The following is a 15575-nucleotide window of genomic DNA, read 5'->3' as shown; positions in this document are numbered from 1 at the left end:
AAAATGAAGAAGTTGCTTCTATTATGCTGTGTGGCTTGTTTGGCGCTCGGATTCTTTCTCGGGCGTGGAACAACAGAAGAAATAATAATCGAAAAGAATGTACCGGGTAAAACGATCCGGGACACGATAACTAATATTGTAGCTGATACGGTCTATCAGGATAGCGAGATTCAATATAAACTCGTGTACAAGACAGATACGATTTATAAAGATGTCCCCGTGATCGATCGGGGGGAAAGTATCGCGGAAACAATCCGGGACTGGAATCGAACAAGAGAATACAATAAACTACTTTTCGATAACGAATCCGGCAAACTGTCCATAGTCCTCTCTGTGCAGTATAACGAATTGCAAAAGCTATCCTATTCCTTTACCCCGATGCACAAGGAAACCACGATAGTGAAGAAAAGAGTATTCGTGCCTTTTGTTTCAGCCTCTTTCTACACGAATAACACGTTTTCAGCAGGAGGTGGGTTCTTCTATTATAACCTAGGATTTAGGGCAGAATATTCGTCTAATGTCTTAAATTTCGGGGTGATGTATAAGTTTTAGCTCTATTGTGAAAAATATTTGTGGTGAAACGGAGAATTTTGGGTAAGATTTATATTTTATAGATATAGCAGTTTGTTATAGAGTATAACAGCTATTTGACGAAATAAATACTGTTTTAATAGCTATTAATGTCATTAAATTGATAATTAAATTGATAATTCCGATTTTTAGTATGATATTTGCGTTGTAAATTTACATGCATTCGTACATATAGAGTAATTACCTATAAAAAAATAGACGCATGAATTCAAGTAATAATACATTATTGAAGCCTCCTGTGATTATGGCAATATTCCAATTGAAAATTTCTCCCAATAGAGACGTGAAATTTTCAAATTTAATTGCTAATGATGAAAATATAAAAAGAATATTTCCACAAAGAAGTGACAACTATCATTCTCATTTAGGCTTGGGGACTATTGCACCGGGTATTTCTACCATAAAGGTAAAGGCAGATACAAAGATTAATAGTTATACTTATTTTTCGGAGGATAAAAAAGAAAAATTCATCATTGATACAGATAGTGTTACATATATAACAGAAAATATATATACAGGATGGGAGTCTTTCAAGAAAAAAATATTTACATGTGTACATTTGATATGGGAGCAACTACAAGAATATGATATAGATAGAACATCTGTCAGATTTGTAAATAAGTTTACTATAGATTCATTTATGAATCCTTTAGACTATTTTACAAAAACAATATCAAGTTCAACGGAAGAAATTATATACCCATTGAATAAATATACTTTTAGGCTATTTCTTGAAATACCAGAATTTGACAGCGTTTCAATTGTAAATCACGCTTTAGAGCCTACTGAAATAAAAGACAGGGTAGAATATTTTTTAGATATAGATGCTTTATGCTTAGAAAAAATTCCTATTAAATGGGAAGCGATTGAAGATAAATTAGAAAAATTGCACGAAGTAAAAAACAATATTTTCTTTGACTCATTAACTGATAAAACTAAGGAATTATGCAATTAAATACTATAAGTGCTGGAATTATTCCATTGACTATAACTGGAACAATGATGATATCTTCTATTAATGTTTTTAGTCAAGACGTGCACAGTTCGATTATTTGCGAAACACCCGATCCTGCTAATGATTATTTAAATTCTGCTGATGAAAATATTTATACAAATATGGTGTTAAAACTAAATTTTGAAAAGTATTTGAAGGCATGGAGATACAATACTATGTTTTTTTCATTTTCAGATCAAATAACGAAAGAAGATAATTTTCAAAAAATAGTATCAATGGGTAAACATGCCGTCCCATTTATTTTAGAAGAAATAAAACAAAATCCATCATCCTTAGTATGGGCATTAAATATTATATACAACAAAACAATTTCACAAAATAACATCACAATAAAAGAGGCTTGTCGATTATGGGTGAAGACATTAAACAATATATAATTGACACTTTTCCCAGTCTTGCATCCGATCCTTACTTTAAAATAACAAGCCCTAAGGATATATGCTATAATTGCATAGCATGGGCGTATGGATTATATAAAGATAGATGGATGCAATTTGATACAACACCTAAATTAGATGGCGTATGGTTTTGGTGGCCTGAGGGAATTGTTGTCGATAGTAGTGTAAATGCTTATGTGGAAGCTTTTAAAACTAATGGATTTGAATTATGTGATAATGGAGATAAGGAGGATGATTTTATAAAAATTGCTTTATATGAGAAAAATGAGGATGGTTTATTAAAATGTTCTCATGCTGCACGCCAGAAAAGAGATGGTAGTTGGATGAGTAAATTGGGACCAAGTCATGATATAGTGCACGGAGATCCATATTTAATTGAAGGCGATGCATACGGGAAGGTGTCTTGCTTCATGAAAAAAAGATTTTCGTAATGTATGAACGAGGAAATCACTCCTCGTTTTTTTCATTTTCTCACCACATAATCTATTACTCTCCTGTTTTTTTGCTCGAAGTCGATTGAATATTCAATTAGGGGCGAAGTTGAAAGAGGCTTATGGTCTATTGGGGGAATTTAGTTTGTCCTTTGTGTAGGGAAAAAGTTTGCATATTGTTTGCAAATGAGTTCGTTGTTGTATGTAAATATGTAGTTGTTAGTATGTTGCGGTGTGTTTGACTTAGCTTTGGGAGCAGAGGGTCGCAGGTTCGAATCCTGTCACCCCGACGGAGAATCAGACAGTTACGAAAGTAGCTGTTTTTTTATTGCCTTGATTTTTGGGCGAAATGGGTGGTTCCCGTCAACCATAACGTCAACCGATGAGATAATATTTCTCAAATTGTGTGTTCCGAACGTTTCCTTCGCACAAGGAAACGTTCGGAAATTAACTTTACAGCGTTAAAGCAATTTTGCTTTATTTCACGATTACCGTGTACATGGAATCCAGTTCAACCGTGTACCCCTCGTTCTCGATACGGATATTTATCACGTATCGTCCCGGCGGCACGGTGTGATTGTAAGGCAATTTTATAATCCCCGCTCCCTGCATCGAGAACTGACTTGTCGCTTCCGGGTGCTCTCCGGTTATATTCTTGATCGAATACTTGATAGGGGCGGTTCCCAGAATCCCCTCTATGGATGTACTTTGCCACGGGATTTGAAACTCTATTTGCCTCGCGTCAATCTCCGGGTCTAACACCGCTTTCACGATCATACTGTCCGGCGCGTACACAGCGTCCCGTGTTTCTAAATACCCGACTGTTATATCCTGACATCCCGCCACGATCAACAGCAGTCCGATAATACTTGTAAATATCCCTCTCATAATTTTCAATTTTACATTTTGCATTTTCAATTGTTACAGTCGCGTGAGTTGATAGGTATAGTCCAACGCGTGTACCACCCCGTTCGTCACTTCAATATCGGCGGAGGCGATCGAGGCCATGTTCCCGCTAACGGGAGCGTGTATTCTTAATCCTTCCGCCCCGATGTCGGGAATACCGCCGTACCCCGATTTCGTCCGGTAAACACGTAGTTCGACACCCGATAAAGTTTTTGTCATTGTTCCGCCCGTGAGCGTCCCTTTCACCTCGTGAGCACATTCGGATTTCATCATCTTTCCCGCGATAACATGGGATAAAAGCATCTCCCGGCACAAGTCAGCTGGAATATCCTTTACCCGGTTATAGACAGGTTCCCAATCATCATCTATCGTTTTCACGAGAAACTGTTCGATAGATAAATTCGTCACCCCGAAAAACGTGATCTCTTTATACCCGGGGTTCGTCCCGTCGAACACGTCTTTCAGCCCGGCGTGTTCTATCAATATCATCGTGGAATCCCAATCTCCCGGCTGGCTCTTGAAATACTCCCACATCGTGCAATCGTGCTTCCCGTTCGCCAAACCCGAATCGTGGTAATAATCCTCGCACGAGCAAAGAATACCAAACAAACCGATTAAAAATATATATCCTTTCATAATTCCAACATTTTACATTAATAAGTATAACCGTTTCTTTTCCAGTAGGGTGTTTGTAGCATCAGGGTGTTATCGTAGAACGCCATTTTTCCCACGGGAAGAAACAACGCGCCGTCTTTCACGTCCTGTTCGGTCAAGGTTTTGAACTTCCCTTTTAACCTCTCCCGGTAGTTCCCGTTTCGCACGCAATCGAAATACCTCGTGGAAAATCCCTCCACGAAAAACTCCCGCTCCCTCTCGTCTTGTATCTCGTCTTGCAAATCGACATCCGTCCCGGCGTAATCCTTCACCCCTGCGCGGTTACGGATGCGGTTCAAGTCAATTCTAGCCCCGCCGTGATCCCCGACACGTGCTTTACACTCTGCCCGCAGCAGAATAATATCCGCCAAACGGATAATAATTTCATTCGCGATATAAGATTTAATTTGCCCCTTTTGGTTACCCGACTCGTAAGTGATAACTTGTTGATACTTTTGCACGTAAGCGTTTCCTTTCGTTATCGTCGTGGAAACCTTCGCCATGCTGTCAAGTTTATAAAAATATTCCTCTCGCCGTTGATCTTCCGGGTCGGGAAACATCTTGTAAACGGTCGAGTTGCTTATCAAAAGTCCCCGGCGAGCCGTGGATGGTGTTGTCAAGGGGACAATTGGCCACCACTGGCAAAATCCAGCCAGATAAGCACCCCATCCTTTTAAATCATATTCCGAATTTTCAAAATCATACTCGAAAATACCTTCCCGGCTATTCCCGGGAATCACTTTCTCGCAGACTTCTTTCATGTGCCCCGCTAACTGATAACTGTTATCCGAGATCACGGAATCACATTCCAGTATCGCCAGTTTTAACAATTCCGGTTCTTTGTTCACTACCGCTTTCCACGCGTACAGGTGTGCCAGTATGGCGTGACATGTCCCGGAGGAAACCGCTTGTTTACTCGTTATCGGGTTTCCCTCTATATCTTTTAACTCGTCCGCCACGGGTAACAACGTGATCGCCTCCCTTAAATCGACGATACATCGTTCCGCCACCTTCTGCCATGCTGTCCGGCTTTTCATCCCCACGTCTTCCGCGTGAACGATCAAGGGTACATCCCCCCAGTTTTGCAACATGTAGAAATACACGTAAGCCCGAATCCCGAGGGCTTGTCCCCGGAAGAAATTATATTGCTCGCTTGTCAGCGCGGCACGGTCAATGTTATCCAGTATCAGGTTAGCCTCGTTAATCACTTTATACTCGTTGTTCCAATTGATGCAAGCGTGCGTCGGCGTCCAACCTCGCGATAGATCGTTGTTACTTGGATTCGTCCAAATACCTAGCACGTCAAAAGGTTGCCCGCGGTCACGATATTGTGCCGATACATTCCTGCCTATATTATAACGAAACGTTTGGTGCAAACCGTAATTCGCCGCGTTCAAATCACTCGCGTTCTTCCAGTAATTCAAACTTGTCACACCCGTGTCGGATTCTACCGTCAAGAAATCATCACAAGATGATAATGACAACGCCAACAATATAAATACATATATCCTTTTCATACCTTTAAAATATCGCTGTTATACCAAGGGTTATTTTCCGGTTCAATGGATAATTACCGAGTTCATCCACGCCCGTCATTATATTTACAGATTCCGGGTCTGCACCGGAATAATTCGTTATCGTGAAGAGGTTTTCCCCCGACACGAAAACCCGTAAGCCCATGCCAGTCTTTTTCTTCCATCTCTCCGGCAACGTGTACCCGATGGCGAACGTTTTCAACTTCAAGTAACTGACATTTTCCACGTTAGCCGTCGTGTAGGAATTGAAACTGCCTAACCCGCTCTCCAAGCGGTTCAGCGGGAAACTCGTGTTATCCCCCGGTTGCCGCCAGAAAGAAACCTTGTTTAAATCCACGTAGACGGGCGTCACGCTTTCATCCGGAGTCAGCCCGAGCGTTGTTCCCACCGAAGCCCCGCGGGCGGCGTTCAGCAGGTGGCGGCTGATAACGAAATTGAAAAGCACGTTCACGTCAAACCCTTTCCATTCTAGGGTAGAGATAATTCCCCCCTGCGCGAAAGGAGCGGGTGCGCCCGCGTATACCCGGTCACTCGAGTTTACCACCCCGTCACCGTTCACGTCATACACCACCCGATCGCCCGCCCGGTAATACTGCGTGTTATTATCACTCGTGAGCGGGGAATCCTTCCCGTTTTTAAACATCCGGGGTACTTCTTTATCGTCGTTATAAATTCCCCCGGTTTTCAACACGTAAAGACCGTTCAGCGGTTTCCCGATGATGTTCAAATTCGTCGTGCTGTTTTCCGTCTGGAAATCCCGCTTGTTCTCGCTTTTTTCAAGTCGGTTCCAGTTCCGGGCGATGTTAAACGATATATTCCAGTTCAACTTCTCGCTCCTGATGGCGTTCCATTTCACCTCGAACTCGATCCCCTCGTTGCTGATCGCGTAAGCGTTGCGCCATTGTCGATTGAAAGCGGAATAATTACCGGGCAACATCACGGGATAAAGTAATTTGTCCGTGTAGCGGTAATAATAGTCCACGACAACCCCGAAACGATGATCGAAGAAATCCAAGTCCAAACCGAAATCGTACTGTCCCGTTTCCTCCCACGTCAGGTATTTATTGCTTAATCCTCTTGCCAAATCGGGATGGATGGTCGGGTTGCCGAGGTAAGGATCACCCGGTGAAAAAGAGCCTTGTGCGATATACGGCTGATCGAACTGCTTGCCCGACTTCCCGTAAGAAACCCTGAGTTTCCCGTGATACAGCACGTCCCCGCACCAGCCCATGAAAGGCTCCTCGCTGAACGTCCACGCCACGGCGTAAGAGGGAAATGTTCCCCATCGCACGTTTTCCCCGAACTTTGAACTGGCGTCCCGGCGCAAGGTGACGGAAAGGAAATACCTCTCGAGGTAGTTGTAATTCAGACGCCCGAACACGCCGACGCTCGTGCTTACCTCCCGCCCGGTAATTCCGTCTTTCAAGGTGCGGTTATCGTTCACGTTGTAGACATTACCGTACCAAGAAATATAATGAATCAAATCGCTCGGGGAATCTTTACCCCACGTCCCGATAGAGTTTCTCTCGTCTTTTTGTACCGACAAACCGAGTAGAACGTCAACCGTGTGTTTTTCAACAAACGTGTGCCTGTAAGTCAAAAGATTCTCGTTTATCAACATGAGGTTTCTCTCGATCTGGCCGGAAGAATAACTTTCCCCGTACTCGTCCAAACCCGAGGGCATGAAGAGATTTTGGTTTTGCTGCGTGAAATCCAACGCCACGGAGGATTTTAATTTTAACCCCTTCACGATCTCGAGAGATAAATCCAAGGAGGTTCGTACCCGGTAAGACTCGTTGTCTTCTTTTATCGTGTTGAAACGTTTAATCATCTCGTCGAAAGCGGGCGTACCCGCGCCCGGCATAACGGTTGACATGGTAAGTAATTCGGACGGGATTTGTTCCAGTTCTTGCCCCGACGTGAAACCCGTGTAGACAGACAGGCGGGAAGCACGTTTACGTCCCGTCCGGGCAAGGTAAAAGCGCAAGTTGGATTCAACTTTCGGCAAGGGCTTGATAAAGAAATTCGCCAGCAGGTTCACCCGGTCAAATCCCGTGTTCCTCAATACCCCCGACTCGTCGTAATACCCCAATCCCACGTTATAAGAAACGCTTGGTGTCCCCCCGCTTAACTGCAAGTTCGCGTTCAGCACCTTGGCGGTTCTGAAATAGTACTTGAAGAAGTTCGTAGAATTGTTGTAGAACGGGTTCAAACTGTCCTGATAGGCTGCCATTCCCGCCCCATCACCTTTATTCCAGAAGTAATTGTAGTGCATGTTCTCGTTGTACGACTCCCGGTACGAGTTAACGTACTTGTACGTGTTTGTCGAGGCATCGAAATAGGCTTGTTGGAAATCCCGTAACGCCTCCAAGCGCAGTTTTCTCTCGGCGTTTCCCCCGGTTAGTTCCGGCAAAGAGGGATCGAAAGAGAAAGTGTAGGAAAAATTCGCGCTTACCTTTGCCCTCTGGTTCAAACGCCCGCTTCTCGTGGTGACAAGAATAACCCCGTTCGCGGCTCTTGAGCCGTATATCGCCGCGGAAGCCGCGTCCTTCAAAACCTGCACGCTCTCGATGTCGTTCGGGTCTATTTCACTTAGCGTGTTTGTACCCGTGACGGGCGAGGTGAAAGATTGCATCGGCACGCCGTCAATCACCCACAGGGGATTGGAAAACCGTTGCTCTCCCTCGATGTCAAAAGAATTATAACCCCGTATATTGATGGACGTTCCCCCGCCGCCGGGCGCACCCGTCATGTTGGTGACGTTCATTCCCGAAACCCTGCCTTGCAGCAGGTTCGCGATGGAGGGAGAGGGTATATCTTTTATGTCTTCCCCGCTGACGGTACTCATGGCTCCCACCACTTCCCGCCTCCGTTGTGTCCCGTAAGCGATAACCGTCACCTCGTCGAGAGTGGATACTTTTTCTTTCATCGTCACGAGTAGGGGGCGCGTGTTACTGTCAAGATTTACCCGTGTCGTTTCGTACCCGATGAACGAGAATACGAGCGTTCCTTTCTTCACGGGAAGCACGAGGACGAATGTCCCGTCTTGCCCCGTCACGCTTCCTACCGTGGTGCTATCCAAACGGACGGTAACCCCCGGGAGAGGAATCCCCTCTTTATCCACCACTTTCCCTTTCGCCGGGTGGCTCTCCACGCGGGTGGAATCCCTCGCCCCGGCGTTCGCCAGTAGCGGGAATCCCAGCAATAACAACATGATTAAACGGGTAATCATGTTTACCGTCATTCTCCCGGACGGTAAATTTCGATTAAAAACTTTCCTGTCATAAGTTTTTTTCATAACTTTGATTGTTAGTTAATTTGTAATTTAATTAGCGCGAAATGGGGTGGTATTCGATGTTTTGCTGACTAGGAATACCCCCTTTTTCATTTTTCCTGTTCTTCCTCTTCTATGGTCACGTGCTGTTCTCCCGGTATCGTCTTCATCTTGTTCTGCAATATTCCCGGAAAATAGAGTTCGATGATTCGTTCCATGCTTCTCAAATGTTGTAAACTGTAAGCGTAATAGTGACCGATAATGCATTTCATCTTTGTCAACTGGTACATGAATTGACCGTAATGTTCCAGACGCTCGCTCATCTTGCGCTTTTTTCTTTTCTCTCCTTCTTTTTCCATGAAGTAATACCCGTACACGTGGTACACTTCCACGTAGTGCATTTCCATTTGGCAATGATTCATCACGCGCAGCAACTTGACTATTTTCTGTTGCGTGTTGTACAGGATTTGTAACTTCTCGTGTTCCGGGACATCTTCCCGCGCCGAGGGGCAAAGCAACATGGCTTCATTCAAGAAGAATTGTTTTAATTCTTCGTCACTCATAATTTCGTGGTCTTCTTTCATTTCATTGTTTTTAGTTAGGTTTTAATATTAATCATTCAGCAAGCTGTAAAGAAATGTCTAAACTCGCATGACGAAAGATTCTTTCCTGTTTCACAAAAAATTTCTTTGCGCTTAATCAATAATCCCTATAGGGTATCTAAATACCCCTGCAAAATCTCTTAATTTACCTCAAATTAGTACTCATGAAGTCAAAAATTAAATTATACGTTATTGATAATATTAAGAAACGCCGTGTTGATAAAGGATGGAGTCAACGTTATTTAGGTGACTGCCTTAATGTTTCCCAAGGATTTATTCAAAAAATAGAAGATACTAAATCTGATAAATCATACAATATAGACCATCTAAATGAATTAGCTAAAATCTTTAAATGCTCTATTAAAGAATTCTTTCCAGATATACCATTATAATTTTATATATACTCTCATAATTTCAAGTTTTAAATTATTACCCCATATATTTACACGAAAAAAAACGTGGTACTGTTATCGCTATCTATGATAGAGGTACCGCTAAGAACCCTTCCTACAAATAGAAACAACAGCCCACGCTTATGCTTGAACTACTGTCTATCTTGTAGGAATAAAAATATTAGCGGTTTTCTATCACAAGATTATGACATTATATTTTCAATGCGGACTCTTCCGCACCTAATTTTTCAACTTCTGCAAATATAAAATATTTTTTACAAAAATCAAACATTTAATCTTTTTATGGCTATGTTCTCATAAAAATTCTTCTTTTAAATAGGCAAAAAGAAACGGTTCTACCTTTCCCGTGTAGTTTATTACTTTTGAACTAGACTATAAAAGTACGTTATTAACTTCAAACGCAAATATATGGTATAATTATTATTATACCATATATTGTATGAAAAATCTTTCCTTTAGGATAAATTTATTTTTGAAATGGAAACTACAAAGAAACCCAAAGAGATAAAAAAGACTGAAATTGAATTATTTATAATCAATAAGGTAAAAGAGTTAAGAGAAGCAAAGAAAATCGGTCAAAAAAGATTGTCTTTGGAATTGAAATTGTCAATTTCTTACGTGGGGCAAGCTGAAGATGTTTATAACGATGCAAAGTATAACTTTAATCACTTGAACGAGATTGCAAGGTTTTTCAACGTTCCTTTCTCTTATTTCTTTCCCGAATTTCATCTTGAAAAAGATTGTATAGAAGATTATTTGGAAAAACACCCTAAGGTAAAAGCTAGGTACGAAAAAATGGCTAAGAACTACGAGGAAAAAGAGCGAAAGAAACTTGAAGAAAAGGAAAGGAAGAAAGCAGAGAAAGCTGCGGCAAAGAAAAAAGCCGTGAGAACGAAGAAGAAATAGAAGATTTCATGCAGGGCGAGAATTTTTTGGCTTATAACTCCGAGTATCTAAAAAAGATAGATTTCAGTAGAGATTATGAAATAACAAGAGAGGGCAATGCCCTCTCTCTTTAGTCTTCAAAGATGCTTTCCCCCTGCCCTCGCTTTATTACACCTCTAAATTTGCGGTTAGAATTAAAAAAACGCACGTCATTCTTGACTTGATTCGCTCATGTAAACACTCACGTCACTGCAATCTTGACTTAAATCAAATGTTCGTTCCACTGTTAAATAACTTTGGTAAATCGGGTCACTGAAACGCAAAGTTGATTTTCTACTTTGCACTTCAATAGAGAAAGAACCGTCCGCCTCTGTGGTAGTGGTATTAACGGAAACACCATTAACCATTTCATCTACCACGATCCCACCAATTGGAGATTGGGTTGATTGATCGTAAACGTGTCCGCTTACAGAGGTCTGTACAGCCGGAGCAAATGCGGTGAACGATAAACACATCGTGCCGACCGCCACTAAACATACTAGCATCAATTTTTTCATAATTGCACAAATTTAATATTAATAAAATAATGCGCGCATAAAAAACTATCTCTGAATGTATATACTCATGTAAGTTAAGAATATTATTTTACAAAAAAAATAGAAAACACAAAGTTGTAAAAGCAAGATACAGTTAAATAGGATAATTCTTGAAAATTCACGTGATTATGCCTTTATAGTTATGTTGTGGAAATATTTATAGCATACTTTTTGCTGATTTATTGTATCCCAGCAATAGCAATGTTTTACAAAAAATGCAAGTATGATTATTGCTATTAGAATAGGAACATTTATTCCTAAATTATTCTATTTTCCCCAAAGATTATTTGATTTGAAATTTTATAAAGTGTAGTGTAATTTATAATCATTATAAGGAAAAGAAGTCGTAATTAGCCCTATTTACATCAAAAAATGATGCTTTTTGATCATGCTAATACGGGAAAAACATTAAAGTTTATCGAAATTACAGGTTTCGTTCAATAGAGTTGAGCTATTTTTAATAAAGTTGAATATTAGTTTAACAAGCCGATAAACAAATGTACGAAAATATATGCAAAGTGTAAACACGTGTAAAAAAGAAAGAGAAAAAATCGGCGAAAAAAATTGCTAAAGGGAAAACATAAGTGTACCTTCATAGCCGGAGATTGGATGATACTCGATTAAATTGCGGTGAAAACCCGTTGAATATTCGATGTATTCCCGTGTCAAAGACGAATCACTTTCGTTTCACTCCCGTATCAAAGGCGTTCGGGGATGTGATTGAAACGGGAGTGACAGGCAGGAGAATAGGAATTGTACAATTTTTGGATAGATAAATGTAATGGATTATGGGGATAAATGTACTAAGATAGTCGGGAACCCGCCGGTGAGTTTTCCGCGGGACATAAATGCTTATGCTATGGAAAACAATAGACCGGGTGTCACGACACCTTTAGAGATAGCCAGTTACGAAAATGACGGGATATTTATTCGTGGAAACGATTATTACAAGAAATGCCCCTATGCGGATATACTCCACGTGGAGGCCTCGGGTAGTTACAGTACATTTTATTTGAAAAATGCTTCTCGGCTCGTTGCCGCACGGCGTTTGGCAACGATCGAGCGCAAGTTACCGGACAACCATTTTGTCCGCGTCCACCGTGGTTTTATCGTGAACAGGCATCACGTTGATGCCTACACGGGTACGACGGTACGGGTAGGGGAAAAGTGGTTCCCGGTAGGGGATTGTTACAGGAAGAAGGTGTTAGATTGTTTGAATATTCTTGATGCCTTGAATTAATATTAACCACGCCTCGTCGGTTGATTTGTCGACGGGCTACCGTGGTGTGGGGTGTTTCGTTGGAATGAAATTGCGGATTGATTTTTGCCCGAAGGGGCGTTCATGTCGTATTTCGGGGTGTTCGTGAAAACACGTCGGCTCTTTATGAAAAACAGTTGGAGAAGGGGTACCGGGGGAGCTATCTTTGTCATAGAAACTAAAAAAAAATAGACTATGGCAAAGACAGAAGACATCATTCGGGGAAAAATAGGCAACACGGTTTTTTACCGGGTAGGGGGTGAAACCCGCATGAGAAGTGCCGCGTCAAATTATCTCGACGCGGACACGGACAAACAACGGGAGAACCGTTCCCGGTTAAGGGTTGCATTACGTTTTTATCAACGTGTGCCGGAGGCTTGTTCGCGGGAAGCGTGGAAGATCGCGGCGGCGGGTTCCACCACGAGCGGGTATAATCTTTTCATGAAGCAAAATATGATGGTATTCAAGCCTGACGGGAAGATCGGGGATTTTTCACGCTTGCAATTGTCGGCGGGATTGTTGCAGAAAGTGGATAATCTGGTCGTGACAGCGGGGAAAGACGACACGGTGACGTTGGCGTGGGATAAAGAGGTGGATTTGCCCTCGGCACGGGCAGATGATCGTTTGGTCGTGATCGTTCTGTACGCTAACCGTTCTTTCACGCCCGTGTTTGTCGAAACGGACGGGGCGACGAGGGGTGACGGGAGAGCAACGATCCGGTTGTCGAGGAAACGGGGTACGGCAGCCCACTTGTATTGCTTTTTCAGGGAAAAGGAAGGGAAGGCGTACTCGGGGAGTCAGTATGTTAGGATTTAAAAATTTCAGATTTCGGATTTTAAATTGATTGATTTTAGATTTATATTTTTAATAACTGGAAAACATGGAAGAGAGAGAGATTGACAAGATGCAAAGAGAAGAAGACATGATGTCGTTGTTGATACAACAACTGGACGAGTACCGCGAGGAAGTACGGCTGGCGATAGAAATCGCGTCAAATGCCCCGTACAAGTTAATGAGCGCGGTGGAGGTCTGCAAGGCGTTGGGTATTTCGTTCAGCACGTTGCAACGTTACGAGAGGTCGTTTAACATCCCGGTGAGGAAGGTCGGGAACAAGAAGTTTTACTTCGAGGCGGAAGTGAAGAATTGTATCATCACGGGATTGCGGCTATGGAAACAGTAAAAGGCGTGGTTAGCGCGGTCGGCGAGGTGATCGAACGCCTGACACTCCCGTCGAGGGAGAAAAAACAACTGGAAATGGATTTACTACGCGTTTTTATTGAATGGGAACAGCGGGTAATGGAAGCCCGGTCGGCGGTACTGGTGGAGGAAGCCCGGGGAAGTTGGTTGCAACGCTCGTGGCGGCCGTTGGTGATGCTCACGTTCGCGGTGATCGTGCTGGTGGGAACATTCACGAGTCTGCCGATACTGGAGGACACTTCCCGGTTTTGGGATTTGTTGGAGATTGGTTTAGGCGGCTACGTGGTGGGATGGAGCGGGAATAAAATCGTGCAAGCCTTCACGGGGAAAAAACGCTTCTAATTTTTGATTTACGATTTTAGATTGATCAGACAAACCTTTTAATCTTTAAACTGTAAAAGATGGATTCATTTTCAATTTTCAATTCTCAATTTTCAATTGTCAACCATCGTTTGATGGTTTACGGGGCGGTTCATTTGACTTGCTCGAAGAACACCCGACCGCTTGTAAAACCGGACACGATAGTGCTGCATTACACGGCGGGCAAGAGCGCGCTTTCCTCCGCTTTTTATCTTTGCCGTCCCGACGTGGGGGCATCCGCCCACGTGGTGATCGGGCGTGACGGGAAAATCGTTCAACTCGTGCCGTTTAATATCGAGGCGTGGCACGCCGGGAGAAGTTATTACCGGGGACGTGCCGAGTTTAATCATTTCTCGATCGGCATTGAACTCGACAACCTTGGCAAGTTGAGTCGGGACGGGAAGCGGTTCGTGGCGGAATGTGGCGCGGAGGTGATGCCGTCGGACGTTTACGCGGATGATTCGGGAGAGAAAATTTCTTACTGGCACAAGTACACGGACAAACAAGTACACGTGTTGAACGAGGTGTGTCGGTCGCTCGTGTTGGAATACCCGATTTATCATATCCTGCGACACTCGGATATCACGCCGCGCAAGATTGACCCGGGCCCGGCTTTGCCGGATATCACGCTGGAGGATTTGTTACTCGGCAGGAGCGAGTAACAAGTTACAGGTTACATTTGCCTTTGGCAAGTTACAAGTTTTCAATATTTGCATCCGAAGTATCGGGTTCATACCAAGGATGCAAGTTCATTTTCAATTTTTAATTTTCAATTATTAAGCTATGGCAGAATTTAATTCTTATTTGTTAGGTAAAGCGAGAAAATCAGTGGGTAACATTACTTTGTGTTACACGAGGAAGAAGAACATCGCGAAGGCGAAAATTTTCTCCCGGAAGGATAACCCGACGCCGGAGATACTGGCGCAACGAGCGAAGATGAAAACGTTGGTGCAATTGGCACAAAGCCTGTTGCCTATCGTGCAGAAAGGTTTCGCGGGTGTTGGGAAAGGCACGACGTCGAACGCTTTCGTGGCAACGAACATGAAGGCGGTAACGGCGGACGAGAAAAACGTGGTAACGGTAGATTTTGAAAAATTACTAGTGGCTACCGGGTTAGTCAACCCGCCGAAAGTGACGGTGACTTACGACGAGGATACTAAAAAGTTTCAGTTCGTGCAGGAAGCGCAGGAAGAGGAAGACGGGTACGCTTCCGCGGAGGACAAGGTGTACGGCGTGCTGTACGAGATGGAGCGAAGACGTGCAAGGTTGGTGGTGTTGAGAGCCCGCGGCGAGAGCGGTAGCACGAGTTGTGCGCTCCCGGAAGATTGGGACGGGGCGAAGGTGAAAGTGTATAGCTTCGCCATGATGAAGAACGGCAAAAAGGCGTCGGACAGTGTACTGATTTCTTGATTTACGATTTTCGATTAAGTGATTCCTGATTTTTAATTTCTATCCTGTAA

The 15575-nt window shown here is 43.0% G+C and carries 18 protein-coding genes and 1 tRNA gene; 13 read left to right on the top strand and 6 right to left on the bottom strand.

All coding sequences use genetic code 11. The features are described 5' to 3' along the window. From Q5866_RS10505 to Q5866_RS10485, 5 genes are all read left to right on the top strand, one after another. Positions 1-552, top strand: a 552-nt coding sequence (locus Q5866_RS10505) for a hypothetical protein (protein ID WP_303180130.1), incomplete at its 5' end; no start/stop codon positions are given. 241 nt (positions 553-793) lie between these two features. Further along, positions 794-1546 (top strand): TIGR04255 family protein, encoded by a 753-nt coding sequence (locus Q5866_RS10500; RefSeq protein ID WP_303180128.1) that lies wholly within the window; start codon positions 794-796, stop codon positions 1544-1546. Continuing rightward, the gene (locus tag Q5866_RS10495; RefSeq protein WP_303180126.1) at positions 1537-1983 is read left to right on the top strand and encodes a hypothetical protein; all 447 of its coding nucleotides are present in this window, start codon (positions 1537-1539) and stop codon (positions 1981-1983) included. The genes Q5866_RS10500 and Q5866_RS10495 overlap by 10 nt, the downstream gene beginning before the upstream one ends. Further along, positions 1956-2435 carry a hypothetical protein gene (locus tag Q5866_RS10490; RefSeq protein ID WP_303180125.1) on the top strand — a complete coding sequence of 160 codons (480 nt, stop codon included), beginning with the start codon at positions 1956-1958 and terminating at the stop codon, positions 2433-2435. Before Q5866_RS10495 ends, Q5866_RS10490 begins: the two co-directional genes overlap by 28 nt. Positions 2436-2665: 230 nt before the next feature. After that, a tRNA-Ser gene (locus tag Q5866_RS10485) sits at positions 2666-2725 on the top strand. 187 nt (positions 2726-2912) lie between these two features. On the opposite strand, the gene Q5866_RS10480 is transcribed toward Q5866_RS10485, so the two are convergent. The 5 genes from Q5866_RS10480 to Q5866_RS10460 form a co-directional block, all read right to left on the bottom strand. Continuing rightward, positions 2913-3323, bottom strand: coding sequence for a hypothetical protein (locus Q5866_RS10480; protein WP_303180124.1), 411 nt, complete (start codon positions 3321-3323; stop codon positions 2913-2915). 33 nt (positions 3324-3356) lie between these two features. Then, positions 3357-3977 carry a fasciclin domain-containing protein gene (locus Q5866_RS10475; RefSeq protein WP_099289891.1) on the bottom strand — a complete coding sequence of 207 codons (621 nt, stop codon included), beginning with the start codon at positions 3975-3977 and terminating at the stop codon, positions 3357-3359. Positions 3978-3994: 17 nt separating this feature from the next. Further along, complete coding sequence (locus Q5866_RS10470) at positions 3995-5512, bottom strand: RagB/SusD family nutrient uptake outer membrane protein (protein ID WP_303180122.1); 1518 nt, start codon at positions 5510-5512, stop codon at positions 3995-3997. Between the two features lie 4 nt (positions 5513-5516). Further along, positions 5517-8828, bottom strand: coding sequence for a SusC/RagA family TonB-linked outer membrane protein (locus Q5866_RS10465; RefSeq protein WP_303180120.1), 3312 nt, complete (start codon positions 8826-8828; stop codon positions 5517-5519). A gap of 86 nt (positions 8829-8914) precedes the next feature. Further along, positions 8915-9388 carry a hypothetical protein gene (locus Q5866_RS10460; RefSeq protein ID WP_303180119.1) on the bottom strand — a complete coding sequence of 158 codons (474 nt, stop codon included), beginning with the start codon at positions 9386-9388 and terminating at the stop codon, positions 8915-8917. 182 nt (positions 9389-9570) lie between these two features. On the opposite strand from Q5866_RS10460, the gene Q5866_RS10455 reads away from it, so the two are divergent. Both Q5866_RS10455 and Q5866_RS10450 read left to right on the top strand, forming a co-directional pair. Next, positions 9571-9798: a helix-turn-helix domain-containing protein gene (locus Q5866_RS10455; protein ID WP_303180117.1), complete on the top strand. Its 228-nt coding sequence runs from the start codon at positions 9571-9573 to the stop codon at positions 9796-9798. Positions 9799-10296: 498 nt separating this feature from the next. Beyond that, complete coding sequence (locus Q5866_RS10450; protein ID WP_303180116.1) at positions 10297-10725, top strand: helix-turn-helix domain-containing protein; 429 nt, start codon at positions 10297-10299, stop codon at positions 10723-10725. A 188-nt stretch (positions 10726-10913) separates the two neighbouring features. Here Q5866_RS10450 and Q5866_RS10445 read toward each other — a convergent pair whose 3' ends face one another. Further along, complete coding sequence (locus Q5866_RS10445; RefSeq protein ID WP_303180115.1) at positions 10914-11249, bottom strand: carboxypeptidase-like regulatory domain-containing protein; 336 nt, start codon at positions 11247-11249, stop codon at positions 10914-10916. A 910-nt stretch (positions 11250-12159) separates the two neighbouring features. Here Q5866_RS10445 and Q5866_RS10440 point away from each other — a divergent pair. The 6 genes from Q5866_RS10440 (at position 12160) to Q5866_RS10415 (ending at position 15525) form a co-directional block, all read left to right on the top strand. Then, positions 12160-12540 carry a LytTR family DNA-binding domain-containing protein gene (locus Q5866_RS10440; RefSeq protein WP_303180113.1) on the top strand — a complete coding sequence of 127 codons (381 nt, stop codon included), beginning with the start codon at positions 12160-12162 and terminating at the stop codon, positions 12538-12540. A gap of 213 nt (positions 12541-12753) precedes the next feature. Then, positions 12754-13374: a DUF6266 family protein gene (locus tag Q5866_RS10435; RefSeq protein ID WP_303180111.1), complete on the top strand. Its 621-nt coding sequence runs from the start codon at positions 12754-12756 to the stop codon at positions 13372-13374. A gap of 64 nt (positions 13375-13438) precedes the next feature. Then, a complete protein-coding gene (locus Q5866_RS10430; RefSeq protein WP_303180109.1) occupies positions 13439-13738 on the top strand; it encodes a hypothetical protein in 300 nt (99 codons plus the stop codon). Beyond that, complete coding sequence (locus Q5866_RS10425; protein WP_303180107.1) at positions 13726-14097, top strand: 3TM-type holin; 372 nt, start codon at positions 13726-13728, stop codon at positions 14095-14097. Before Q5866_RS10430 ends, Q5866_RS10425 begins: the two co-directional genes overlap by 13 nt. A 59-nt stretch (positions 14098-14156) precedes the next feature. Further along, positions 14157-14777: an N-acetylmuramoyl-L-alanine amidase gene (locus tag Q5866_RS10420; RefSeq protein ID WP_303180105.1), complete on the top strand. Its 621-nt coding sequence runs from the start codon at positions 14157-14159 to the stop codon at positions 14775-14777. Between the two features lie 121 nt (positions 14778-14898). After that, positions 14899-15525 carry a DUF6266 family protein gene (locus Q5866_RS10415; protein WP_303180104.1) on the top strand — a complete coding sequence of 209 codons (627 nt, stop codon included), beginning with the start codon at positions 14899-14901 and terminating at the stop codon, positions 15523-15525. The last annotated feature ends 50 nt before the right edge of the window (positions 15526-15575 follow it).

It is taken from the genome of uncultured Butyricimonas sp., assembly GCF_959596855.1.
GTDB lineage: Bacteria > Bacteroidota > Bacteroidia > Bacteroidales > Marinifilaceae > Butyricimonas > Butyricimonas muris.
Note: the sequence above shows the minus strand (reverse complement) of the source record. Positions and strands in the feature narration are given on the sequence as shown.

Bases quoted from the DNA above. Each gene is read 5' to 3' on its own strand.
- Q5866_RS10500 (WP_303180128.1), top strand. From the start codon at position 794: ATGAATTCAAGTAATAATACATTATTGAAGCCTCCTGTGATTATGGCA.
- Q5866_RS10495 (WP_303180126.1), top strand. From the start codon at position 1,537: ATGCAATTAAATACTATAAGTGCTGGAATTATTCCATTGACTATAACT.
- Q5866_RS10490 (WP_303180125.1), top strand. From the start codon at position 1,956: ATGGGTGAAGACATTAAACAATATATAATTGACACTTTTCCCAGTCTT.
- Q5866_RS10480 (WP_303180124.1), bottom strand. From the start codon at position 3,323: ATGAGAGGGATATTTACAAGTATTATCGGACTGCTGTTGATCGTGGCG.
- Q5866_RS10475 (WP_099289891.1), bottom strand. From the start codon at position 3,977: ATGAAAGGATATATATTTTTAATCGGTTTGTTTGGTATTCTTTGCTCG.
- Q5866_RS10470 (WP_303180122.1), bottom strand. From the start codon at position 5,512: ATGAAAAGGATATATGTATTTATATTGTTGGCGTTGTCATTATCATCT.
- Q5866_RS10465 (WP_303180120.1), bottom strand. From the start codon at position 8,828: ATGAAAAAAACTTATGACAGGAAAGTTTTTAATCGAAATTTACCGTCC.
- Q5866_RS10460 (WP_303180119.1), bottom strand. From the start codon at position 9,388: ATGAAAGAAGACCACGAAATTATGAGTGACGAAGAATTAAAACAATTC.
- Q5866_RS10455 (WP_303180117.1), top strand. From the start codon at position 9,571: ATGAAGTCAAAAATTAAATTATACGTTATTGATAATATTAAGAAACGC.
- Q5866_RS10450 (WP_303180116.1), top strand. From the start codon at position 10,297: ATGGAAACTACAAAGAAACCCAAAGAGATAAAAAAGACTGAAATTGAA.
- Q5866_RS10445 (WP_303180115.1), bottom strand. From the start codon at position 11,249: ATGCTAGTATGTTTAGTGGCGGTCGGCACGATGTGTTTATCGTTCACC.
- Q5866_RS10440 (WP_303180113.1), top strand. From the start codon at position 12,160: ATGGAAAACAATAGACCGGGTGTCACGACACCTTTAGAGATAGCCAGT.
- Q5866_RS10435 (WP_303180111.1), top strand. From the start codon at position 12,754: ATGGCAAAGACAGAAGACATCATTCGGGGAAAAATAGGCAACACGGTT.
- Q5866_RS10430 (WP_303180109.1), top strand. From the start codon at position 13,439: ATGGAAGAGAGAGAGATTGACAAGATGCAAAGAGAAGAAGACATGATG.
- Q5866_RS10425 (WP_303180107.1), top strand. From the start codon at position 13,726: ATGGAAACAGTAAAAGGCGTGGTTAGCGCGGTCGGCGAGGTGATCGAA.
- Q5866_RS10420 (WP_303180105.1), top strand. From the start codon at position 14,157: ATGGATTCATTTTCAATTTTCAATTCTCAATTTTCAATTGTCAACCAT.
- Q5866_RS10415 (WP_303180104.1), top strand. From the start codon at position 14,899: ATGGCAGAATTTAATTCTTATTTGTTAGGTAAAGCGAGAAAATCAGTG.